The organism is Gemmatimonadota bacterium (assembly GCA_041390105.1).
GTDB lineage: Bacteria > Gemmatimonadota > Gemmatimonadetes > Longimicrobiales > Gaopeijiaceae > JAGQIF01.
This window is the reverse complement of the sequence record JAWKQO010000001.1, coordinates 1,304,759-1,328,060: the sequence shown is the minus strand read 5'-3', so window position 1 is coordinate 1,328,060 and position 23,302 is coordinate 1,304,759. Positions and strand designations below refer to the sequence as shown.

16 protein-coding genes are annotated in these 23,302 nt (G+C 68.9%); 8 read left to right on the top strand and 8 right to left on the bottom strand.

Features of this window, described 5'->3' with window-relative positions:
• Nucleotides 1–2: 2 nt before the first annotated feature.
• Both R3E10_05945 and R3E10_05940 read right to left on the bottom strand, forming a co-directional pair.
• The gene (locus R3E10_05945) at nt 3–2,996 is read right to left on the bottom strand and encodes a hypothetical protein (GenBank protein ID MEZ4415276.1); all 2,994 of its coding nucleotides are present in this window, start codon (nt 2,994–2,996) and stop codon (nt 3–5) included.
• Nucleotides 2,997–3,084: 88 nt separating this feature from the next.
• A complete protein-coding gene (locus tag R3E10_05940) occupies nt 3,085–3,936 on the bottom strand; it encodes an MBL fold metallo-hydrolase (GenBank protein MEZ4415275.1) in 852 nt (283 codons plus the stop codon).
• Nucleotides 3,937–4,253: 317 nt separating this feature from the next.
• On the opposite strand from R3E10_05940, the gene R3E10_05935 reads away from it, so the two are divergent.
• Complete coding sequence (locus R3E10_05935) at nt 4,254–6,983, top strand: HEAT repeat domain-containing protein (GenBank protein MEZ4415274.1); 2,730 nt, start codon at nt 4,254–4,256, stop codon at nt 6,981–6,983.
• Between the two features lie 139 nt (nt 6,984–7,122).
• On the opposite strand, the gene R3E10_05930 is transcribed toward R3E10_05935, so the two are convergent.
• Nucleotides 7,123–8,217, bottom strand: coding sequence for a hypothetical protein (locus tag R3E10_05930; GenBank protein ID MEZ4415273.1), 1,095 nt, complete (start codon nt 8,215–8,217; stop codon nt 7,123–7,125).
• Between the two features lie 147 nt (nt 8,218–8,364).
• Here R3E10_05930 and R3E10_05925 point away from each other — a divergent pair, with 147 nt between their 5' ends.
• Nucleotides 8,365–8,823: a Rid family hydrolase gene (locus R3E10_05925; GenBank protein ID MEZ4415272.1), complete on the top strand. Its 459-nt coding sequence runs from the start codon at nt 8,365–8,367 to the stop codon at nt 8,821–8,823.
• Between the two features lie 22 nt (nt 8,824–8,845).
• Entirely contained in the window at nt 8,846–11,035 is a 2,190-nt protein-coding gene (locus tag R3E10_05920; protein MEZ4415271.1) for a DUF2723 domain-containing protein, read from the top strand.
• Here the strand turns inward: R3E10_05920 and R3E10_05915 are convergent.
• Both R3E10_05915 and R3E10_05910 read right to left on the bottom strand, forming a co-directional pair.
• Nucleotides 11,019–11,939: a PfkB family carbohydrate kinase gene (locus R3E10_05915; GenBank protein ID MEZ4415270.1), complete on the bottom strand. Its 921-nt coding sequence runs from the start codon at nt 11,937–11,939 to the stop codon at nt 11,019–11,021. The genes R3E10_05920 and R3E10_05915 overlap by 17 nt on opposite strands.
• Complete coding sequence (locus R3E10_05910) at nt 11,936–13,252, bottom strand: nucleoside transporter C-terminal domain-containing protein (protein MEZ4415269.1); 1,317 nt, start codon at nt 13,250–13,252, stop codon at nt 11,936–11,938. Before R3E10_05910 ends, R3E10_05915 begins: the two co-directional genes overlap by 4 nt.
• Nucleotides 13,253–13,412: 160 nt before the next feature.
• Here R3E10_05910 and moeB point away from each other — a divergent pair, with 160 nt between their 5' ends.
• Nucleotides 13,413–14,555 (top strand): molybdopterin-synthase adenylyltransferase MoeB, encoded by a 1,143-nt coding sequence (gene moeB / locus R3E10_05905; GenBank protein MEZ4415268.1) that lies wholly within the window; start codon nt 13,413–13,415, stop codon nt 14,553–14,555.
• On the top strand, nt 14,552–15,814 hold the full coding sequence (locus R3E10_05900; GenBank protein ID MEZ4415267.1) for an NAD(P)/FAD-dependent oxidoreductase: 1,263 nt from the start codon (nt 14,552–14,554) through the stop codon (nt 15,812–15,814). The genes moeB and R3E10_05900 overlap by 4 nt, the downstream gene beginning before the upstream one ends.
• Before the next feature lie 21 nt (nt 15,815–15,835).
• On the opposite strand, the gene R3E10_05895 is transcribed toward R3E10_05900, so the two are convergent.
• The 3 genes from R3E10_05895 to R3E10_05885 form a co-directional block, all read right to left on the bottom strand.
• On the bottom strand, nt 15,836–17,974 hold the full coding sequence (locus R3E10_05895; GenBank protein ID MEZ4415266.1) for a dehydrogenase E1 component subunit alpha/beta: 2,139 nt from the start codon (nt 17,972–17,974) through the stop codon (nt 15,836–15,838).
• A gap of 124 nt (nt 17,975–18,098) precedes the next feature.
• Complete coding sequence (locus tag R3E10_05890) at nt 18,099–20,144, bottom strand: thioredoxin domain-containing protein (protein ID MEZ4415265.1); 2,046 nt, start codon at nt 20,142–20,144, stop codon at nt 18,099–18,101.
• Nucleotides 20,145–20,159: 15 nt separating this feature from the next.
• The gene (locus tag R3E10_05885; GenBank protein ID MEZ4415264.1) at nt 20,160–20,579 is read right to left on the bottom strand and encodes a hypothetical protein; all 420 of its coding nucleotides are present in this window, start codon (nt 20,577–20,579) and stop codon (nt 20,160–20,162) included.
• Between the two features lie 363 nt (nt 20,580–20,942).
• Between R3E10_05885 and R3E10_05880 the strand changes: the two genes are divergently transcribed.
• From R3E10_05880 to R3E10_05870, 3 genes are all read left to right on the top strand, one after another.
• Complete coding sequence (locus R3E10_05880) at nt 20,943–21,317, top strand: hypothetical protein (protein MEZ4415263.1); 375 nt, start codon at nt 20,943–20,945, stop codon at nt 21,315–21,317.
• A gap of 61 nt (nt 21,318–21,378) precedes the next feature.
• Entirely contained in the window at nt 21,379–22,584 is a 1,206-nt protein-coding gene (coaE, locus tag R3E10_05875) for a dephospho-CoA kinase (GenBank protein ID MEZ4415262.1), read from the top strand.
• Nucleotides 22,581–23,240, top strand: coding sequence for a PHP domain-containing protein (locus R3E10_05870; GenBank protein MEZ4415261.1), 660 nt, complete (start codon nt 22,581–22,583; stop codon nt 23,238–23,240). Before coaE ends, R3E10_05870 begins: the two co-directional genes overlap by 4 nt.
• Nucleotides 23,241–23,302 lie beyond the last annotated feature (62 nt).

Genomic DNA, 23,302 nt, shown 5'->3' with positions numbered 1-23,302 from the left:
GCTCAGCGCGTCAGCGCGCGTCCGAGGTCGTCCACCATCCGTCGATAGTAGGCCCGCTCCGACGCCTGGTCGGCCGTGAGCGGTCCCACGCGGCCTTCGGCTTCGCCGATGAGACGGGATACGCGGCTGAAGAGCTCGCTGGTCTCGCGCTGCCAGCGCTCTGCGTCTCCCCCCGTCCTGTCCTCGGCCCGGGCTCGCAGCGCTTCCGCCTGCGAGCGGAGTGCGTAGAGGTCCTGCAGCATCTCGGTCCAGGCGGCGCGCTCGGTCGCGGTGGCCTGGATCCGCGGGTCCTCTCGCACCTCCAGCATCGTCTCACGGGAGGCCCCATCGGCCTCGACGCGCACCGTGTACAGCCCGGGGATTACGAGCGGACCCGAGGGGCCCCGCCGTCGCGTGGCAGCGCCCTGCTCGGACCCGCGCGCCGTGTGTCGGAGATCCCAGAGCACGCGGTTGAGCCCTCGCCGTCCGGTCGTCTCCAACTCCGCGACGCTCGCACCCGCCTGGTCGATCACCGTGGTGCGCACGCGTGCGCTGTCGCTTCCCAACCAGAAGTCGATCAGGGCGGCGGCCGCTGGATTCTCTCCTTGATAGAAGACGTCGCCGGTGTGCGGCAACTCCGGGCGGTAGCGGATCTGCCGCGCGGGGAGCGCTGCGAAGAGGTGGAGCGGCGAGCGGGTCACCGAGGGGTCCAACCCGGAGAGCGCCAGGTTCTGATCGAGGATCCACACGCCTCGGCCGTGGGTGGCCAGGATGAGATCGCGTTCGTGAGGATGGATGCGGATGTCATTGATGGGAACCGTCGGCAGATTCGCGCGCACGGCCACCCAATGCGCTCCACCATCCATCGTGAGCCAGAGCCCGAACTCGGTTCCCAGATACAACACGTCCGGTCGCTCGAGGTCCTCGCGCAGGACCCGCACCACCCGTTCGGTGGGCAGGTCTCCGGTCACCGAGCGCCAACTCTGCCCGAAGTCGTCGGTTCGGTAGAGATAGTTGGCGTAGTCGTCGTTGCGGTAGTTGTTTGCCGAGACCCAGGCTCGCCCGGCCGCGTGTCGCGAGACTTCGATGTCGTTGATCCATGCGTCGGCGGGCAAGCCGGGCAGGCGACCGGAGAGCTCCTGCCAGTCCACTCCCGCATTCAGGGACACCTGGACCTGGCCATCGTCGGTGCCCACGTACAACACTCCCGGGCGGAGTGGGGACTCGGCGATGGCGCTCAAGGTGGGGTAGTACGGGATGCCGTCGTCGAGCGACAACGTGAACGTGTCCGGAAGCTCACCCATGATCGGGAGCGTCTGACGCTTCACGCCGGTGGTGAGGTCGCCCAACGACTCCCACGATTCGCCGCGATCGCGGCTCCGCCACAGCACGTTGGTTCCGGCGTAGATCGTCGAGCCGTTGTGGGGCGAGATGAGGAAAGGGCCCTCCCAGTTGGCCGGCGCCATCGCGTTGCCGAGGGACTCGTCCGGTAGGTTCGGGTCGGGCCAGGTGCGCCAGTTGCGACGGTCCGAGATGGCGCCGATCGAATCACCGGGCCGGATGGACGTACGCTCTCCCGTTTCCAGGTCGACGCGATCGAGGCCCAGGTATTGGGACTCCGTGTAGAGCCACCGGCTGGACGTGGTGTCGACCAGGTTCAAGAACCCGTCGCCCCCGCCGTAGCGCACCCAGTCGGCGTTGATGATCCCCTCGGCGCGGAAGGTCTGGTTGGGCCCGCCCCAGCTGCCGTTGTCCTGCAGCCCGCCGTACACACGGTAGGGGTCGCGCAGGTCGTAGGTGATGCGGTAGAACTGGCTCACGGGCAGGTCGGAGATGTAGAGCCAGGTGACGCCGCGATCGTGGCTGATCCCCAACCCGCCGTCGTCCGCTTTCATGACATGGTCGGAGTCCTTGGGGTTGACCCATACGAGCCGGTCGTCCCCGTGCAGACTCTGGTTGGGAACGGTGAAGGTCTTGCCGCCGTCATCCGACCAGGAATAGGTGTTGACCATATAGATGCGCTGGTCGTCGCTGGGGTCGACCAGGATCTGGCTGGCGTACATGGGGCGCGGGTTCCAGTCGCCCATGTGCGTCCAGGTCGACCCCTTGTCCTCCGATCGATAGATGCCTGCCCTGCGCTGCTCGTAGGCCGTCGACGCGTTGTAGCGCTCTCCCTGCTCCACGGAGACGTACACGATGCGGGGATCGCTCCGATAGATGGAGATCCCGATACGGCCCAATTCCCCGGAGGGAAGTCCGTTGGCGAGGGCGGGGTCGCTGAGCTTCGTCCAGGACGCTCCTGCATCGTTGGATTTCCAGAGCGCGCTGCCGGGGCCGCCGCCGTTGAAGCCGTAGGGCCGGCGGCGGCGTTGGTAGCTCGATGCGTAGACGGTGTTCGGGTCGGAGGGATCGAGCGTGACGTCGACCACACCCGTGTCTTCGTCGACGTTCAGGATCCGCTGCCACGAGCGTCCGCCGTCGGTCGACTTGTAGAGCCCCCGTTCTTCGTTGGGACCCCACAGGTGCCCCATCGCCGCCACGTACACCACGTCGGAATCGGTCGGGTGGAGGGCGATGCGACCGATGTGCTTGCTGTCGGAGAGGCCCATGTGCACCCAGGTGCGGCCTCCATCCGTCGACTTGTAGACGCCGTCCCCCCAGGACGAGGATTGGCGGCTGGCCCGCTCTCCGGTCCCGACCCAGACCAGGCTGGTATCGCGCTGGTGCACGGCGATCGCGCCGACAGAGTGAACCGACTCCCGATCGAAGACCGGCTCGAGGGTGATGCCCCGGTTGGTGGTCTTCCAGACGCCCCCGGTGGCGGTGGCGACATAGAAGACGTCTACGTCCGCCTCCACAACCGCGAGATCCACGACCCGGCCGCTCATCGCGGCGGGGCCGATGTTGCGGAACGGGAGCCGGTCCAGATCGGACGACGCCAGCGTCTGGGCCGACGCGGAAGAGGCGAGCAGCAGCGCGCCGCTGAGGACGGCGCCGAGCATTCGGGAGCGCAGCACGGGAGTCTCCTTCGTGGGACGAACCGAGGGTGGGGCCAACATGCGACCGGGGCGGGGAACCTGTCCAACCATCGAGGACCGGGCCGGATCAGTACACATCCAGGTCGTTCCCGACGAAGACCGGGCCGTGATAGTGCTGGCGGATCTCTTCGACGACGGACTCCACGGATGCGCCCCAGAGGAGCAGGTGCGTCAGCACCAGGGCGCGGGCGCCCGCGCGCGCGGCCAATTCCCCCAGCTCGCTGGCAGACGTGTGGAACGAGGAGTGATAGCGCTGCCAGGGCCCCGACCGATGCTGGAACCCCTCGCCGGCGTAGACCTCGTGGACGAGCACGTCGCACCCCGCGCAGGCTTCGACGACCGCTTCCCCCGGTCCAGTGTCCCCCGAGACCACGATCGTCCGGTCCGGTGTTTCGAATCGGTAGCCGTAGGCGGCGTCCCAGGAACCGTGCGGCACGGTGAAGGCGAAGACACGCACGCGCTCGTCCTCGAAGACGAGGCCCGGGGCGACGTCGCGCGCGACGGTCTCCCACCCGGTCGGGTTGGCGGGCTCCAGTCCCTCCAGCCGCACCCGCACGTCTTCCGTGTAGGCCGCCCGCAGATGCTCCGCCATGGCTGCGGTGCCGGGCGGGCCGAACAGCAGCAGGGGGTCGGTGCGGTCCAGCGTCCAGGGGGACAGCATCACGTCCGGCAGCCCCACCGTGTGGTCCGAGTGGAGGTGGGTGATAAAAAGATGGGTCAGCCCGGGTGGCTGCAGGGCCGAGATCCGGTGGCGGGCTGCGGCAGCAGCCGCACGACGCACGACCCCGGGGCCTGCGTCCACGAGATAGGAGGCGGAGTCCACCACGATTGCCAGCGCCGGCCCCGAGCGCTCGGGGTCGGCGTTGGGAGTGCCGGTGCCGAGCAGAACGATCCGGGTCCGACCGGCGGAAGTAGCCACGGGGTCGGCACTTTCGACCGGGTCGCCGGGCGGCCTGCCGCAGCTCAAGGCCAGGGCCGCGAGGAGGAGCGGCCCCGGGAAGAACCGCCCGCCCGACGCGGATCTGGCGCCGTTCTTGCCTCTGACACCCCTCGGAAGGGTACGGACGGGTGGGTTCATCGAAGAATTCCTCCGGTCTGGAAGCAGGAAAACCCTCCAACGTTCGGGAATTTCCCGGGCCGTGGCCATGGCGCCTGTCGGCGCCCACGCGGCACGGGGGGACGGTCCATACGGCTCGTCCTTCCCGGTCCGGGAGAGGAGTGGAGGAAATGGGAGCCTTGCGGCCATTGCGGGATTCACCGGGTCAGCGGGTCTCGGACGCCGAGTCCGACGACCTCGTCCTGGCATTTGCGCGGGCCTACACGCTCTCCGAGATCTTCCCGGTCCGGCATGCGACCGTGCAAGAGGCCATTCGGGAGGTCTGTGGAAAGGCCCTCGGTCACGTGGAGCTGGAGGTCACGGTGGCCGGGATTCGTTCCGGGGGCCGTGCCATCGGAGATCGCCACGGCTACCTGCGGGAGTTGTCCCGCGACCTTCGCGGGGTCGGCGTCACGGCACTACGCGTGATGCCCCGTCTGGAGAGCGAGGCGGTCGAGGCCTTCCTCGAAGCCCTCCGTCGTGTGCGTCTCACCCTGGACGACTCGTTCGAAGGAGCCCTGGGGGCACTCCCCGGTGCCGCGATCCAGGTCGCCTTCAACGGATCCCCCCTTCCGGCGGCACCCGTGTGGTCGGAGCCAGAGGAGTGGGCGGGCGAAGCGGGCGAGCCGGCTGCGTTGCAGCTCGAAGAGACCGTGGAGGACATCGACGTCGAGGCGACCGGTGCCTTCGACCTCGTCTCCACCTCGGAGGTCCAGCACGAAGCCCCCGAAGACCACGCGGAGTTCGGCGTCGAATTGGAGGAGTCCGACTCCGAGGACGCGACCGCGGACCCCTTTGCGTATCCGACCGACGCTTCCGCGAATGGCCACCACCCCACCTCGGCGATCGAGCTGGAGGACGTGGTCACGGACCTGGTCGCCAGTGGCCCGCTCGTGGAGGAGCAGGAGCCGGGCGACTGGCGCGACGCGTTCGGGCTCGAAGAGGCGGAGCCCGTTGCGGGTGACGTTTCCGAGCCGGAGTGGCACCGCGCGCTCTCGGCCGCGGACGACGAATCTGCGGGCGACGAGGCCGCGACCGAGTTCCTGGAGCAGTTGGACGCTGCGTGGAGGGCCTCCGAGGGGGTCGAGGGCGAGTCGTGGAGCGCCCCGGCCGACGACTCGTCCCTGGCCGATGCCCTGGGTGTGGACGATCCCTTCAAAGCGCCTGATCCGACCGACGAGGTGGTATCCGAGTTGGACGCTGCGGAGGTCGACGCGTCCGAGGGGGCCTGGGAAGACGAGCTGCCCTGGGATGAGTCTGCCACCCCCATGCCTTGGGAGGATGTGGGGGCTTTCTGGTCGGCACCTCCGGAAGACGAGCCGAACGAGCCGGCCGCGGCGGACGGGCCCGACGAGGAGGTGGAGGTCGAAGAGGAGCTCTGGAGTCTCCTGGAGGCGGACGACCTCGACAACGACGACGCACAGGAGCCGCCCGCAGCCGAGGCTGCGCACGAGCTCCCGGACGCAGCCCGACTGGCGGGCGATCCGTACGCCGCTCCGGTCATCCGCACGGAAACCGACCTGGCACAGATCGCCGCCTTCCGTCAGGCGCTGGCCGATCTCTCCGATATGCCGGTGGCGCCCACGCCCGAAGAGCCGCTTGCTGCCTCGAGCCATGGATCCGCAGCGACCGAGCCGGACGCCGCGAGCGGCGAGGTGGCCTGGGGCGCGGCGGATGCGTTGGAGGAGGTCGATCGCCCTGCACGCGTGGTGGAAGACGTCGTAGCTCCGGTGGCCGAGCTCGCGCCGCCGGTCGAGACGGTACCGCAGCCCTCCAGCCCCATTCCGATCACGGCCCTGGCGCCGGACGTCCCGGCGGAAGAACCGGTACTGGAGATCTCGCGGTCCCTGCCCAACTGGAGCGCCGCCCCGGAGGACGAGGGCGTCCCCTTCGCGCCCGAGAGCTTCAACTCGGTAGCTGAGATGGCGGAGGCCTTCCTGGGTGGGCCGGCGGGCCGCAGACCCACCATCCGGGCCGCGATCCTCGATCGCGCCGACCGGCTGGCCTCTGGCGGCGATCACGACTCGGTGTGCGATGCCGTCGAGGTCCTGCTCCTGGGCTCCGAGCTCGGGGCGGACGGACCCTACGATCTGGCACGTTCGCTGTGCCGACCTCCGGTCATCGCCACGTTGGTGCGCCGGCTCGGTGAGGCGAAGGAGCCGGATGAGCGCGAACGGGCGCTGCGCCTGGTGGGGCGGCTGCCCGATCACATCGCGCCGGCTCTGGCGAACGAGCTCTCGGAGGTGCCTCCCCGGGCCGCTCGTCGAAACTTCCTCGACGCGCTTTTCACGATGGGAGAGCACGCCTTCAACGTCTCGATCCCCATGCTCGAGGATTCGCGCTGGTTCATCGTCCGTAACGGCGTGGATATCCTGGGCGAGGTCGGGGGACCGGGGACCGTGGATCGCCTCACGCCGGCGCTTGCCCATCCCGACGCACGGGTACGGCGCGCCGCCGTCATGGCCATGGCCAAGATCGGCGGAGACGACGCGGGCTCGCGGCTGCTGCCGGTGTTGGAGGATCCTGATGCGCAGGTGCGCGAGGCCGCGGCCATGGCGGTGGGCCACCTGCGTGTGGAGCGCGCCATGCGACCGCTGCTGGCGATGCTCGAGAACGAGAAGAGCGACGACGTGCAGATGATCGTGCTGCGCTCCCTGGGACAGATCGCCGATCCTTCGGCGGTGCCCGCGATCGAGAAGCGCGCGTTGGGCTCCTTCTTCTATCGTCCGGCCACGGCGGTCCGCATCGCGGCCTACCGCGCTCTGGGCGCCATGGGCACGCCACACGCCACGGAGCTCATCCGCCAGGCGGTCGACGACAAGAACCCGGAAGTGGCCGCCGCCGCACGGGCCTTGGTGGCGCGCCTCTAGAGCAGGACCGGATCCTTCCCTTGGATCGGGATCTCGCGTCAGCGGTGGAGACGGTGGCGTCGGCGCTGCGGTTGTCCGACGAGGCGACGCGGCGCCTGCGGTCGGATGTGGGCCTGCGGGACTGAGCGTCCCCTAGGCCTCACGCCGCTCCCAGGATCCCCGCCAACGCCCGCAGCAGTCGTAGCCCCTCCCAGGCGCGCATGCCCGCGCCATCCCCCTCTTCCGAGTGTCCGAAGAGCCCGGTGATCGTGATGCGGGCGTCAGGATGCCCACGGAGCGCCGCGCCTGCGCGTAGGGTCTCCGTATAGGGGATGAGGTGGTCGGAGCGCCCGTGGATCAAGCGCACCGGCGTGCGGAGACGACCGACGAACTCGTCCGGTGCCATGGCAGGGGACAACGAACGGATGACCGCCGCCATCTCGCGAACCAGCGGTTCGGCCTGCTCGGGAGTGGGATCCCCCCCTGCCGGCGGCACGAAGAGGTCCCAGAGCGGTCGTTGCGTGGTGGGGAGGGACGCCCGCAACTCCGCCTTGAGTGGGTCATGTGCCGGGTCCCAGCTCTCGATGCGCCGCTCTCCGGCGGCGACCGCCAGGGAATGCAGCGCTGCGGCGACGGGGCCGGCGTCTCGATGCTGTTCGAGGTGAGTCAGGTAGTTCGCTCCCACGATCCATCTGCCGTAGGGGTCGGGCCGCCGGTGCAGCTGCCGTCCCTGCCACTCGTGGTCGCCGGTGAACAGGAAGCGCAGCGTGCGTTCGATGTCGAAGAACCCTCCGAAGCCAGCCACGCAGGCCAGCACCTCCGTCAGGGTCGGATCGGTGGCTGCCAACAGGGCCTGCGGTGCTCCGAAGGAAAACCCGATCAGACCGGTGCGTCGGGGATGGGACTCCGGCCGTCGCGACAGCGTGAGCACCGCATGGCGGATGACGGGGAGCGCCTGCTCAGGAGCCAGCCGTAGCTCGATCCACTCCGGGATCTCGGGGCACAGGACCACGGCCGGCGAAGAGGACAGCGCTCTGCAGAAGCGGACCAGCGAGGGATGGTACCGACCGGGGCGGGTCAGCCCATGCAGCACCACCCAACCGGGCAGCGGCCCTGGTGCGGAGCGGGGCCGGTAGAGGGTCCCCGGGACAACGCGCCCGTCGGAGTGGACCGGAATCTCCTCCTCCACCAGGGGCGCCGGACCTCTGGCCCAGGCGCGGCTGTAGCGCAGGGCCCTGCCGTAGGCGAATCGCATCGCGCGAACCTACCGGGGCCCGCTGCCGGGCCGCCAGAACCGGACAGGAGCGTCACTCCGCACGCGCGAGGCCGCGCCTTGCGCGTCAGGGACCTCGCAAGGAGCTTCCGGGGTTTCCCGATCACACCCGAGACCGGAGCGTCTGCCATGCGGGCCCGTCATGCCCTCGCCCTCGTCGCCGTGTTGGCCGGCTGCCAGGCCGAAGCCCAGTCCCCACCGCAGCAGGCCCGCTGCGAAGCTCGCGAGGCCATCAACCCCAGCAGCACCCTCCCTTACAGCCAGGCCGTACGGGCCGGGGGAGCCATCTACTTCGCGGGGAAGGTGGGTGCCACGGCCGAGACGCGGGCCATGACGGAGGGTCGCATCCAGGCGGAGACCCGCAACGTGATGGAGAGCTTCAAGGGCCTCTTCGAGGAGATCGGGGTGGGCTTCGAGGACGTGGTGATGGGGAACGTCTACCTGGCCGACATCGCCGACTACGCCGGCATGAACGACGTCTACGGCGAGTACTTCCCGACCGATCCTCCGGCGCGGGTGGCGCTGGCCGTCAATGAGATCCCCGCCCAGGGGATCGTGGAAATCTCGTTCATCGCCGCGTGCAACTGAGCATCCCTGCGGGTTCCGAAGCATGACCGATTCGAGGCCTCCCTACGGCAGCGCGGCGCTGGCCGCGCTGGCGGTCCTGGCCGTCTACGTTCTCACGCTTGCGCCCACCACGGCCTTCTGGGATACGAGCGAGTACATCACGACCGGGTACATCCTCGGCATTCCCCATCCCCCGGGGAACCCGCTGTTCGTGATGTTGGCACGCACGTGGACGCTTCTGCTGGCTCCTTTGGGCCTCTCGGTCGCGGTGCGTGTGAACTTGTTCGCGGCCGTAACCAGCGCAGGATCGGCTGGTCTCTGGTTCCTGGTCGCGCACCGGCTCCTGCTGCCCGTGCTGAGGGACGACCGTCGGGCTCGCCTCGCCGCGTTCGCCGCAGCCCTTCTGTCCGCGACGGCCTACACGGTCTGGAACCAGTCGAACGTCAACGAGAAGGTCTATACGGTCTCCACGTTGATCATCGCGTGGGCGTCATGGCTCGCGCTGCGCTGGCACGATCGGCGTGACGAGGCCGGTAGCGAGCGCTATCTGATCGGGGCGATCTACCTGCTGGTGCTGGGCTCCACGAACCACATGATGTCCGTGTTGCCGTTGCCGGCCGGCCTTCTGCTCATCGGCCTGACGGCCCCAGCGGTGCTGCTCCGCTCTCAGCTGTGGATGCGGGTCATCCCCGCAGCGCTTCTGGCCATCTCGGTCAACTTCTTCCTTCCGATCCGCGCGGCCCAGGACCCCGTGATCAACGAAGGAGAACCCGTCTGCGACAGCGTGGGGGGCGCGGCCGTGGCGGTCTTCACGAACGGCAAGGCCGGATGTCCCGCCCTGGCGGATAACCTGCAGCGTGTGCAGTACGCCAAGCCGCCGGTCACGCAACGCAAGGCGCCCTTCTCGCACCAGCTCCTGAACTACTACCAGTATTTCGATTGGCAGTGGGGGCGGGGGCTGGACGCCAACGACCTTCCGGGAAGCCGCAGGCTCCCGCTGACCCTGGTGATGCTGTTGTTGGGTGGGTTCGGGCTGTGGACGCTCTGGCGTGCCGATCGAAGATTGTTCGCGTATTTCTCGGTGCTGGCCGGGACCCTGACGCTGGCCCTGGTCTTCTACCTGAATTTCAAGTACGGCTATTCGCTGGCGCCGGAAGTCACCGACCTCAACCTCCACGAGGTACGCGAGCGTGACTACTTCTTCGTCGCCAGCTTCTCCGTCTGGGGCGTGTTGGTGGGGGTCGGCCTCGCCGGACTCTGGAGGATGGTGGGCGAGCGAGGAGGGGCTGAGCTCGCTTCCTGGAAGGCCGCGCCCGTGCTGGGGGTCGCGCTGCTCCCGTTGGTGCTCAACTGGAGTTGGGCGAGCCGTGGCGGTGACTACGCCGCGAGGGACTGGGCCCACGACCTGCTCATGAGCGTCGAGCCCTACGGTGTGCTCTTCACCAACGGAGACAACGACACCTTTCCGCTCTGGTACGCCCAGGAGGTCGAGAACATCCGCAAGGATGTCACGGTGGTGGTGGTGCAATACCTCCATACCTCGTGGTATCCCAAGCAGCTCCAGAGACACACCCGGCCGGAGGTCCAGCGGCCCTTCGATCCTGAGCAGGCCTTCGGCATCTACGCGGTGCCGACTGTCGTTCCGGACGCGCCCATCACGAACCTGCCGGTGGAGGACATGGATCGGGTCCAGGGTGGGCAGAGTCGCGACGACCTGGTGGTGGGCCTCGGGTCGGTCGCCGTCTCCTACCAGGGTGGCACCTTCCTGGACCGGGGACAGCTGCTCTCGCTGGCCATCATCCGGGACAGCCTCGGCAAGCGACCGATCTTCTTCGCCAGCTCCGCCGGCCTGATGTCGAGCCTGGGTCTGGAGCGCTGGGCGGTGCGCCATGGGCTCGCCGTCAAACTGGAAGCCACCCGCCCGGACGCGGAGGCCGATCCCGAGTTGGTGGAGCTCCCGCCCCAAATGGGCGGCGGGCACGTGGCTCTGGGTCGCACGCTGGCGCTGAGTGAGAAGGTGCTGTCCGAACGCAGCCTGGCGGACCGCGAGCTCTGGCAGGACCGCGCTACGCTCAACATCCCTCTGCAGTACTACATCATGTATGCCCAGGTCGCCGAGGCGGCCTCGCGCGCGGGGCTGGACGCGACTCGCGTGGAGGAGCTGCAGTCGCGCGCAGACGCGTTCCTCTCGACCTGGGAGGTCGGGCGCAATCGCATCAACGGGGGTGGTTGAGGTTGGTGACCTGGAGTGCGTCCATTCGGGTCTGGGCGGCTTGCAGGGTGGCTCCGCGCAGCCCTTCGATCCCGATCCTCTCGGCTGCGAAGGATGCGGCCGCCGTGGCGAAGCGCAGCGAGTAGCCGTCGCCGAGCGTCGGGGCACACGCTTGAGCTGCCATGAACGCTCCGGCGAAGGCGTCTCCGGCTCCGGTGGGATCGCCGATCTGCCCCAGGGGCACCGCAGTGACCTGAACGGGTTCGCGGCCGCTGCGATGCATCCACGCCCCTCGTGAACCGCGCTTGACAACCACCGTGTGGGGTCCCCGCTCGAGCACCCAGCGACCGGCACGAGAAGGATCGTCCAAGCCGCTGGCCAGGCCGAGCTCCTCTTCGTCGAAGAAGGCGACGTGCACGGTCTCCAGGAGGGAGAGGAGCGCATCCCGTTCCTCACGCCACCAATGGGCCATGCTGTCCAGCCCCACCGGTGACGCGTCGGCCAACTCCCTGCGCACATGCGCCTGCACGCCCGGGTGGGTGCTCGCCAGCAGGAGCGCTCGTGGACGTCTCGCGCTCGGGGGGATCGGGGGCAGTCGCCCGGAGGAAACGCCGGCGTCCCGATGCAGTGTGGTCCGTCGGTCTCCGCCCGCCTCGTAGCGGGCTCCCCAGCGGAATGTCGGACCCTCCAGGGTCTCGACCGCCGTCGGGTCGACGCCACTTCGCCACAGGTCTTCCAGGTCGGGGAATGGAAAATCGCTTCCAACCGTTCCCACCAGGCGCACGGGCGTGAGCAGCCGCGCAGCGGCTCCGCCGTAGAGCGCGGAGCCTCCGGGAACGTCTCGGCGCCACGCGCCTCCGAACTCGGTGCTGTCCAAGGTGAGCGTGCCCGAGATCCACAAGTCGGGAAAGCGCTCGACGGTCACGGAAGCAGTATCCCGGCCACTGCCGCGGTCATCAGCGCCGCGATCGCACCTCCCACGAGCGCGCGCAGGCCCAGCTCGGCCATCAGAACGCGTTTGCCGGGGGCGAGCTCGCCGATTCCCGCGATCTGCATGGCGATGGAACCGAAGTTGGCGAAGCCGGCCAACGCGTAGCTGGCCAGCACCGCCGAGCGGGCGCCCAGCGCTTCGGGCCCGTCCATGATCCGGGAGAGCTGTCCGAACGCCACGAACTCGTTGAGGATCGTCTTGACGCCGACGAGCTCGCCCACGGCGTGCGCATCCACCCAGGGGATGCCGATCATCCAGGCGACGGGGGCCAGCACCAACCCCAGGATGCCCTGCAGCGACAGGTCGGCGATGCCGGCCAGCCGACCCACCCATCCGATCCCCGCGTTGGCCATCTCGAGCAGCGCGAGGAACGCGATCAGCATGGCTCCGACCTTCAAGGCCAGGAACAGCCCTTCGTTGGCGCCCCGGCCTGCCGCATCGAGGAGGTTGACGTCTTCCGTGACCTCCGATTCGACCGGGAGCGAGCGAGCGGTTTCGGGTGCCTCGAGCTCGGGGAGCATCAACTTGGCGACAGCCAGCGCGGCCGGGGCGGACATCACCGAGGCGGAGATGAGGTGTCCGCCGATGTCCGGGAAGTAGGGCGAGAGCATACCGACGTACGCCACGAGCACTCCGCCGCTCACCGTGGCCAACCCCGCAGTCATCAGGGCGAAGATCTCCGAGCGGGTCATGCGGTCCAGGTAGGGCCGCACGAGCAAGGGGGTCTCCACGAGGCCGACGAAGATGGTACCAGCCGTTGCCAACGTCTCGGCGCCGGAGGTACCCATGGTCCGGTGCATCACCCAGGCCACGCCGTGCACCACGCGCTGCATGATCCGTAGGTGGTAGAGGACCGCCATCAACGACGAGAAGAAGATGATGGTGGGGAGCACATGGAACGCGAAGTAGGCGCCGGTGCGCGCAACCGTCTGACCGGCGCCGACCAGCGGTGCATTGCTCCCGGCGACACCCTCGCCGACCGGGACGTTGTTGAAGATCAGGTCTCCGAACAGAAACGATGATCCCGCCTCGGAGAAGCGGAGGATCTGCAGCAGGAGGTCGTTGATGGTGCCGAATACGGCCACCCCGACCGGAGTGAGCAGCACCAGCACGCCGAACAACAGTTGCAGGCCGAGACCCCACGCCACCACGCGCCAGGGGATGGCCCGGCGATCACGGCTGAGCAACCAGCAGACGCCGACCAGGAGGAGAAGACCGACCAGCGCGCGTGCGCGGAGGAGGACCATCGGCGGTGGGGTGGGCGGGGTGGCGAACGCCGTCGCCGAGCGCCAAGCCCGGATCGCGACGGAGGAACGCGGCAATGTGGTCCGCAACGCCCCCCGGCGCGAGGTGGGTCGCAGGCATCCGGTTCGAGGAACTCCCCCGGGCCGAGCGGGTCCACTGGGCATGGACGCCTCCCACGCTGCCCTCTCTTCCGAAGAGCTCGCTCGCTACGCTCGTCACCTGGTCCTCCCCGAGGTCGGGCGGGAAGGGCAGACCGCGCTGCGAGAGGCCCGCATCGCGCTGGTGGGCGCCGGCGGGCTCGGGTCGCCCGCGGCGTTGTACCTGGCGGCTGCGGGGGTCGGTACGCTCGGCCTGATCGATTTCGACTACGTGGACCTCACCAACCTGCAGCGCCAGATTCTCCACGGCACCTCCGACATCGGCAGGACCAAGCTGGCTTCCGCGGCCGACCGCTTGCAGGACGTGAACCCGCACGTCGTGCTCGAGTTGCACGAAGAGCGTCTCTCGAGCGCCAACGCGCTCGACCTGCTCGCCGGCTACGATCTCGTCCTGGACGGGACCGACAACTTCCCCACGCGCTACCTGGTCAACGACGCCTGCGTGTTGTTGGGGATCCCCAACGTCTATGGCGCGATTCTCCGTTGGGAGGGGCAGGCCTCGCTGTTCGCCGCACCCGGCGGCCCCTGCTATCGCTGTCTCTTCCGCGAGCCTCCACCGGCAGGGCTGGTGCCCAACTGCGCGGAGGCAGGCGTGGTGGGCGTGCTGCCCGGGATCGTGGGCTCGATCCAGGCCCTGGAAGCGATCAAGTGGATCCTGAGGCGGGGTGAGTCCTTGGTCGGCCGGCTCCTGCTCTTCGACGCACTGGCGATGCGCTTTCGGGAGATCGAGCTCGAGCGCGACCCCACCTGCCCCGTGTGCGGCGACCAACCCACGGTCACCGCGCTGATCGACTATGAACGGTTCTGCGGCGTACCGGCACCCGTACCCGGCGTCGAGGTCGAGGCGGTGGACGCCGAGCTTCGCACGGCGCAGCCGCCGCTGCTCGTCGATGTACGCGAGGCCTTCGAGTGGCAGGCCGGCAACCTGGCCCATCTGGGAGCGCTCTGGATTCCCCTGGGAGATCTCGAACGTCGCGTCGAAGAGCTGCCCACGGATCGCGCCCTCGTGATCTACTGCGCCACGGGAGTCCGCAGCGCCAAGGCGGTCGAAGCGCTGCGCCAACGCGGGTACCACAACTCCCGCAACCTGGAAGGGGGGTACCGGGCCTGGACGCTCCGGTACGGCGCGGGCGCGGCGGGGAGGTGACCACGCGGCCCCGGGTCATCATCGTGGGAGGGGGCTTCGGGGGCATCTGGGCCGCACGCGAGCTCGCGCGCCAGGCGCTCGCGGTTACCCTGCTGGACCGGAACCCGTACCACACGTTCTATCCCCTCCTGTACCAGGTCGCGGCCGCCGAGCTGGGACCGACGTCCATCGCGCATCCCATCCGCTCGATCCTGCGCGGGACGGGAGTGGACTTCCGCCTCGGCACCTTGCTGTCCATCGAGCCCGCCGCCCGCCGCATCCACACCGACACGGGCACGCTCGGATACGAGTATCTGGTCTTGGCCCTGGGCTCGGTGGCGCACTTCTTCGGCGTGCAGGGTGCTGCGGAGCACGCGTTTCCGCTTCGGACCATGCCGGACGCTATTCGCTTGCGGGCACACATCCTCGATTGCTTCGAGCACGCTTCCCGCTCTGCGGACGCGGCGCTACGTCGGCGCCTGCTCACGTTCACGATCGTGGGCGGGGGACCGACGGGCGTCGAGTACGCGGGTGCCCTGGCAGAGCTGGCCTTGGGCGCGCTTCATCCGGACTACCCTCAGATTCCGCGCAGGGAGCCCAAGATCGTGCTCCTGGAGGCGGCGGACCGGTTGCTCGGTGCCATGCCGCCGCGACTCTCACGCTACGCGGACGAACGATTACGGGACCGGGGCGTGGATGTGCGCTTCGGGGCGGTCGTGGACCGGGTTTCGGCGGACCAGGTGCGACTGCGCAGCGGAACCGAGATTTCGACCGCCACCGTGGTGTGGACGGCCGGCGTGGCGGGCGACCCCGCCGCGGGCGCCTGGGGCCTCCCCGTGGCCCGGGGAGGACGCATCTCAGTTGGCCCCTCGCTGCAGGTGAGCGACCATCCGGAGATCCTGGTGGTGGGGGATCTCGCCTGGTTCGAGCAAGACGGGACGGTGCTGCCCCAGGTGGCCCAGACCGCCATGCAGCAGGGCGCGCACGCGGGACGGACCATCCTTCGCCTGGAGCGCGGTCAGCCGCCGGAACCGTTCCGTTACCGCGACCTCGGCATGATGGCGGTGATCGGTCGCAATGCAGCCGTGGCCGATCTTGGGGGCCGCGCGTTCACAGGCTTCGTGGCGTGGCTGCTATGGCTGGTGGTCCACCTGCTGAAGCTGATCGGCTTCCGCAACCGCGCCCTGGTGCTACTCAACTGGGGGTGGAACTACCTGACGTTCCCGCGCTCCGTACGCTTGGTGTTGCCGGGGGCCGAGCCGCGGCGGGACGCGGACTGACGTCCGCTCCCGCCGATCCGGCTACCAGCGGGCCAACGAGACGATGCCGTCCAGGACGTTGTCCACCTGCGGGAGGATGACCTCCTCCAGCTGCGGCGCATAGGCCACCCAGGTGTCCATCGAAGCGACGCGGCGTACGGGCGCATCCAGCCAGGGAAACAACTCGTCCGCGACGCGGGCGGCGATCTCCGAGCCCAGCCCCCAGGAAAGCGAGTCCTCATGGACGATCAGCACCCGGTTGGTGCGGCGCACCGACTCGGCGATGGTGGCCATGTCGAAGGGCTGTAGCGTGCGAAGGTCGATGACCTCGGTCTCGATCCCGTGCTGCTCCGCCGCCATCCGCGCGGCATCCAGGGATCGTTTCACCATGGCTCCACACGTGACCAGGGTGAGGTGGTCCCCGTTGCGGAGCACGTTCGCCTTCCCAAAGGGGATCATGAAATCGTCCCCCGGATTCACACCCTTGTTGTAGACCTGGCGGTACAGGTGCTTGTGCTCGAGGAACAGCACCGGATCCTCGCAGCGGATCGCAGTCCGAAGCAGCCCGTTCGCGTCGACCGCACTGGAAGGTAGGACCACGCGCAGGCCGGGCGTGTGCGTGAAGAGCGTCTCGCCGGTCTGCGAGTGGTAGATCCCGCCCCCTTTGAGGTAGCCACCGTAGGTGACGCGAATCACCACCGGCGCGCTGTAGGTCCCGTTGGACCGGTAGCGCATCGTGGCCAACTCATCACGGATCTGCATCATGGCCGGCCAGATGTAGTCGAAGAACTGGATCTCGACGACCGGCCGGAGCCCGCGTACCGCCATGCCGATCGCGCGTCCGACGATGTTCGCTTCGGCGAGCGGAGCGTTGAACACGCGCTCGCCACCGAATCGACTCTGCAGCCCGTGCGTGACCTTGAAGACTCCGCCCTTGCCCTTCACCTCTCGCAGTGCTTCCTCACGCGATGCGTCCGCGACGTCTTCTCCGAAGACGACGATCCGCGGATCGCGTTCCATCTCGGAGCGCATGCACGCGTTCAGGAGATCCACCATCGTCAGTTCGCGCCCCGAGGGGTCCCACTGCGGACGGTCCTCGGTGTCGAAGTCGGGCCCGGTAGGGTCGACGTCCTCGGAAAACAGATGGAGCGTGGCGGTCTCGACCGCGGGCTGGGGGCGCTCGCAGGCTGCGTCCGCCGCGTCGGCCACCTCGCGCTCGATCTCGACCTCCAGCGCATCGAGCTGCTCGGCACTGGCGAACCCTTCCGACAGGATCAGCTCCCGGGCTCGGAAGAGGGGATCCCGTCGAGCTTGCTCCTCCCGCTCCCCCTCCGTCCGATACATACGCTCGTCGTCGGACATCGAGTGGGAGTACGGGCGCACCACGTGGGCGTGCACCAGGGCCGGCCCCCTTCCGGAACGGCAGTAGCGAACGGCACTCTGCGTGACCTCATAGCTGTCGAGCAGGTCGCAGCCGTCGCACTCCAGGATGTACAGGTTCGGGAAGCCCTGCACGAGGCGGGAGATGCTGCCGCCGGCCGTCTGCACCTCCACCGGCACCGAGATGGCGTACTCGTTGTCTTCGATCAGGAAGAGAACGGGGAGCTTGAGATTGCAGGCGGTGTTCATCGCCTCCCAGAACTCGCCCTCGGACGTGGTGCCGTCACCGGCGCAGACGAGAACGATCTCGTCGTCCTGGCGGTGCGCGATCGCAGCGCCCAGCCCCGGGTCGCGCTTGGCCCTGAACCCTGCCTCCGCTGCCCCAACCGACTGCAGGAACTGCGTCCCCGTCGGAGACGAAGTGCTGGCGATGTTTACACGTGCATCGGCGAAATGGCTGGGCATCTGACGCCCGCCGCTGGCCGGATCATCCGCCGCGGCGACGGCCTGGAGAAAATGGTCGAGCGGAGTCTGCCCCAGCCGCAGCGACAGGGCGCGGTCGCGATAGTAGAGGAAGAACCAATCGTGCTTGGGGATGAGATGCTCGGCCAACGCCACCTGCACCGCCTCGTGGCCAGCCCCGGAGATCTGGAAGAAGATCTTGTTCTGTCGCTTGAGGGCGATCTCGCGGTCGTCGACCTTACGGGCCGTGACCATCGTGCGATACAACTCGAGGATGCGCTCTGGGGTCAGGCCGCGCAGATCCCTGCCTGTGCCCAACTCGTCCGCGGTCGTCGACATCCAAGCTCCTGGTTGACCCGTGCCGACAGCGGCACCGGTTTCCCGTCCGTCGTTGATGTTCTAGGAACCCGCGAAGCTGGGCACCCCGCAAGTCATTGGAGGGGGCTCCGAGGGCCGCTTGAAACTACCCCTGGCCCCCAGGATGGCCAACCCGGTTCAACTCGGTGGCCAGGGCCGCAGGGTCCGTAAGTGGAGCGGAGCACGTCCGGTGCCAGCAGACGTAGGCGGTCGGGGCCCCTTCCAGAGAGGGCCGGTCCCGCAGCAAGGGGGAATCCGGCAGATCCGGCCCCGCCAGCACCAACCCGGGGAGGTATCGCTGCGACACCTCGCGATGCAGCGGGGCGACACCGTGCGGGGTGCCGACCAGCGTCACCTCGACCGGATCCGAACGCAGGGACTCCGCGACGTGGAGGAGGTAGCCGAAGGCCAGAGGATGGCGATCGACCAGTCCCGCCAGCGCATCGACGATCGCGCGCGCACGTTCGACGAAGTCCGGGCGGCCCAGGAGGCGACCCAGCCGTAGGAACAGCTCGGCAGCCAGCGCGTTTCCGCTGGGGAGCGCCCCGTCGGTCGGGTCGCGGGGCCGAACGATCAGCGCCTCTCCCTGGGCGGGGGTGTCGTACAGCAGGGCCTCACCGGATTCGGCGAAGCGGTCCAGGAGTGCGTGCGCCACCGCCGCTGCCTCCCGCGCCCAGGACGGCTCCAGGGTCGCCTCATAGAGCGAGAGCAGCGCGTTTCCCAGCGCTGCGGCGTCGGTCAGAAAGGCACCGCGGCCGGACCGGCCCCGCCGCCAGCTGTGAAGGACCACCTCACCTTCGCGGAGATGTTCGAGCAGGAAGCGCGTGGCCCGCTCCGCGAGGGCCAGGTAGTCGGCCCGCCCGAGGGCGGCGCCGGCTTCTGCGAACGCACGCACCGTGAGGGCGCTCCAATCGGTGAGCACCTTGTCGTCCAGCCCTGGAGGGGTCCGCCGCGAACGCATCTGCAAGAGGAGCGTGCGGGCGGCCTGCAGACGCGCCGCGAGGCTCGGATCGTCTCCCGCCGCGCCGTGCCCTCCGTCTTCCGTCTCCTCGTTACGACGGAGGATGTTGGCCCCCTCCCAGTTGCCTGCGGCCGTCACACCGTAGGCGCGCTTGAACACGTCGGCATCCTCCCCCAGCACCGCATCGATCTCCGAGGCCTGCCAGACGTAGTACCGCCCCTCTTCTCCCTCCGAATCGGCGTCGCGCGAGCAGTAGAAGCCTCCTTCGGGCGCGGTCAGATCCGCGGCCACGTAGTCGAGGGTCTGCTCGCACACGCGCCGCCAGCGCGGGTCGCCGGTGATCTGCCACGCGCGCAGGTAGACGCGGGCCAGCTGCGCGTTGTCGTACAGCATCTTCTCGAAGTGGGGCACCTGCCAGCGAGCGTCCACCGCGTAACGGTGGAAGCCCCCACCGAGGTGATCACGGATCCCACCGCGGGCCATCGCTGCCAGCGTGGCGACCACCATGGCGAGCGTCGCCTCGTCTCCCGTATGGGCCCGCCAGCCGAACAAGAACTCCAGGAGCGCGGGCTGTGGGAACTTGGGTGCGCCGCCGAAGCCACCGTGCACCGGGTCGAACGAGGCCCGTGCGTGCCGGACCGCGCGTTGGACCCACGCGAAATCCGGACTGATGGTGTTCGGATCCACGCGCGTGGATCGTTCCAGGAGGGAGCGCAACTCGGCTGCCTGCGAGCGCACCTCCTCGGAGCGATCGCTCCAGGCGCGTGCGACGCTCGCCAGCACCTGTCGGAAGGCGGGCATGCCACCGCGGGGCGTGGGCGGGAAGTAGGTGCCGCCGAAGAACGGCTCCCCCGAGGGCGTGAGGAACACCGTGAGCGGCCACCCCCCGTGGCCCGTGAGGACCTGAACAGCGGTCATGTACACATGGTCGACGTCGGGACGTTCTTCGCGATCGACCTTGATGTTCACGAAGCGCTCGTTCATGAGCGCCGCGGTGGCGGGGTCCGAGAACGACTCGTGCTCCATCACGTGACACCAGTGACAGGCTGCGTAGCCGATCGAGAGCAGGACGGGTCGGTCCAGCCTGCGAGCGGCCTCGAATGCCTCGTCGCCCCACGGGAACCAGTCCACCGGATTCCCGGCGTGCTGCTGCAGGTAGGGACTGGCTTCGGAGGCGAGTCGGTTCGCCACGTGTGTGGGGATTCCCTACGTGGAGTCGGAGTCGGCGACGTCCGCGAGCTTCGTCCCGGACGCGATGGCGCGGGCGAGGCGGCGGGCGTACTGCTCGGTGGCCTCCTCGTGATCGCGCCCTCGCACACGCGCGATGGGCAGGCGCCGTCCATCGGCGCACACCAGGGACACGAAAGCGCGGGGCCCTTTGTCGGGAGGGCGCGTATCCTCAGGCAGGGCAGCGACGGCCACGCGCACGTCTCCGCCCTGCAGAGATGCGACGACCTCATCGAGGCGGTCGAGCGCCATTCGGCAGATGCCGAGGATGGAGGGAGCCCCCTTGACCACGACGGCGACATCGAGCGCCGCAACGTTGCTGGTGCGGCCGCCGTCGATGGCGTGGATCGAGTAGAGGACGGGCAACCGCCCCGTCAGAAACACCGGAACGCGAACCATGGGCGGCCAACGTGCCCGCCTGCTCGGCCCTCGCGCAACCGCTGGCCGGGAAGTCCCGGTGGGTCTAGCTTCCCGCCGCCTCTGGGGAGACCCACACGTCGGACCCGCCATGCTCGCTCCCTACATCCGGCTCGTCCTCCGCCACCCGGGGGTGCTCCCAGCCGCGGTCCGCCTGGCCTGGCGCGTGCGGCGACGGGGCTGGTACCGCCGGTTCCCGTTTCTTCCGTTGCCCTCGGCACACTACCTGCGCTGGAGGTCTGAAACCGCGTTCGGAGAGGGGGGCGGGCCCCCTTCCGCGGACGAGCTCAGGCGTTATCTGCTTTGGGCGAAACGGTTTAGGAGACACGACTGACCGGAGGCCCCGTGGGCAAGTTGTTCCTCATCGCGCTGGTCGCGTTCGCGGCGGCGCTCACGTATCCGGGAACCCGGCCCCAGGTGATCGAGGCGTTGGCGCCGGCATTGGACCCGATCCGCGCCTACTCGACCGAGAACGAGATGGAGCGGATCGCCCTGGAGCTGGTGAGCTTCGACCGGACGTACTACAAGCTCCCGACCGACCCGCGTGGGTTTGCCGGGTGGCTCGACGCCCGGTTCACGGAGGAATCCGGAGTGGACAGTTGGGGTACGCCCTACGCGCTCCGGATCTGGGAGGACTCCTTCGCCATCGTCTCTGGCGGAGCCGACAAGGAGCTCGGCTCTCCCGACGACCTGCGCTGGTTGCAGAACCGGAAGCGGTAGCAGGGGCTGCGTTCACCCGAGCGTGGCCTGGGGCCACGTCGAAGGGATCCGAACGCGATTGGTGGATGCGCTGACCGAAACCCTGCTGCGCCTGCTTCCCGAGGTCGGTCCGGTACTCCTGTTCGCCCTGGCGGTGCTCGAGACCTGTTTCATCACCGGGCTCGTGATCCCGGCAGGGGTGGCCCTGCTGCTGGCATCGGCGCTGGTGGCGGCCGGAACGCTCTCGTTGGTGCCGGTCCTGCTCTACGCCCTGGGCGGGGCTCTCGTCGGTGATTCCGTGGGCTTCTGGGTGGGCCGATTCTCCGGACGCGCCTTGGACGCCTCCCGGCGGCGCATCGGGGGCTTGAGCGCCGGTCAGCGCCGGCGCGTGGATCGCATCCTCTCCAGCCACCCACTGGTTTCGGTGTCGTTCGCGCGGGCCGTTGCGTTCGTGCGGACCCTCATGCCCATGGCCGCTGGCGCGAGCCGACTCTCCTATCCTCGCTTCCTCGTGTACGATCTGATCGGGGTCGGTGCATGGGCTGCGCTCTACGTCGGGATCGGGTGGATCGCGGGCGAAAGCTGGCACCGGGCCGGCAACGTGCTGGGGCTGGTGGTGGGTACGCTCTTTGTCCTGGGAACCTGGCGGCTGTGGGCCCGTCGACGGGCCGCCGCCCGGCCGGGGCTGCTGTCGGTGGCGCTGACCGGAAACGTGGCGGCCGGCAAGTCCACGGTGGCCGACGTGTGGCGTGCGCAGGGCGTCCCCATGGTCAGCGCCGACGAGCTGGCCCGACGCGCGTCGGCGCCGGGCTCGGAGGGGTTGGCCGCGATCCGCGAGGCGTTCGGACCGGAGGCGCTTTCCGCGGATGGGTCTCTGGATCGCGAGTGGATGCGCGCGCGGGTGTTCGGGAACGACGCCGAGCGCGCCCGCCTCGAAGCCATCCTCCACCCCCGCATCCGGGCGCTTCGCGATGCGTGGATGGACGCACAGCGTCGCGCCCGTGCGCGCCTGGTGGTTGCGGAGGTTCCCCTCCTGTTCGAGACGGGGATGGAGGACGACTTCGACCGCGTGGTGCTGGTGGATGCCACCGACGAGGTTCGGCGAGCTCGCCTCCTGGAGGGGCGCGGCTTGGATCCAGAGGTCGCCGACAAGCTCATGGCATCGCAGATGGATCCGGAGTTGAAGCGTGCAAGGAGTGACTACGTGATCGAGAACGATGGTGACCTGACTCAACTCCGGAGTCGCGCCCGCGAGGTGCTGGGCCAGTTGCGTGGTGAGGCCGGATGAGCGAGCGGCTTCGCATCGACCTGCACCTGCACACGCAGGGCTCCTTCGACTGCCTCAACGATCCGGAGGCCGTGCTGGAGCGCGCCCGTCTTCGCGGCGTCGGGCGCATCGCCATCACCGACCACAACGCCCTCGACGTCGCCCTCGAGATGGCGACTCGTCACCCCGACCGTGTGATCGCCGGTGAGGAGGTCAAGACGGCCGAGGGCATCGACGTGATCGGCCTCTATTTGAGCGAGGTGATCCCCAAGGGAACTCCCGCGGAGGAAACCTGTCAGCGCATACGCGCCCAGGGCGGAATCAGCTACCTCCCGCATCCCTTCGCGCGGGGGAAGGGTGGGGGCGGCATCCACGTGGAGCGACTGGTTCCGTTCCTGGACGTGATCGAAGTCCACAATGGGCGCCTACGTCCGCCCGAGCTCAATGCACGCGCCGAGCGGGTCGCGGAGCGCCACCGCCTCCTTCGAGGCGCGGGGTCGGATGCGCACACGCTGGGCGAGGTGGCGCGGTGCTGGGTCGAGGTTCCCCTCCACCTGAACCGTCCCGCCGACCTGCTGACGGCGTTGACCCAGGCGGAGGTGCATGGGAGTACCGCGTCTCCCGCCGTCCACCTCGCGTCCACCTGGGCCAAGGTCCGAAAACGACTCCCGTTCTGACCGGTGTCCGCCGGGAACCTGGCCCAGGGGTCGGGGTCCTCAGTGGACGAGCCGCACCCTGG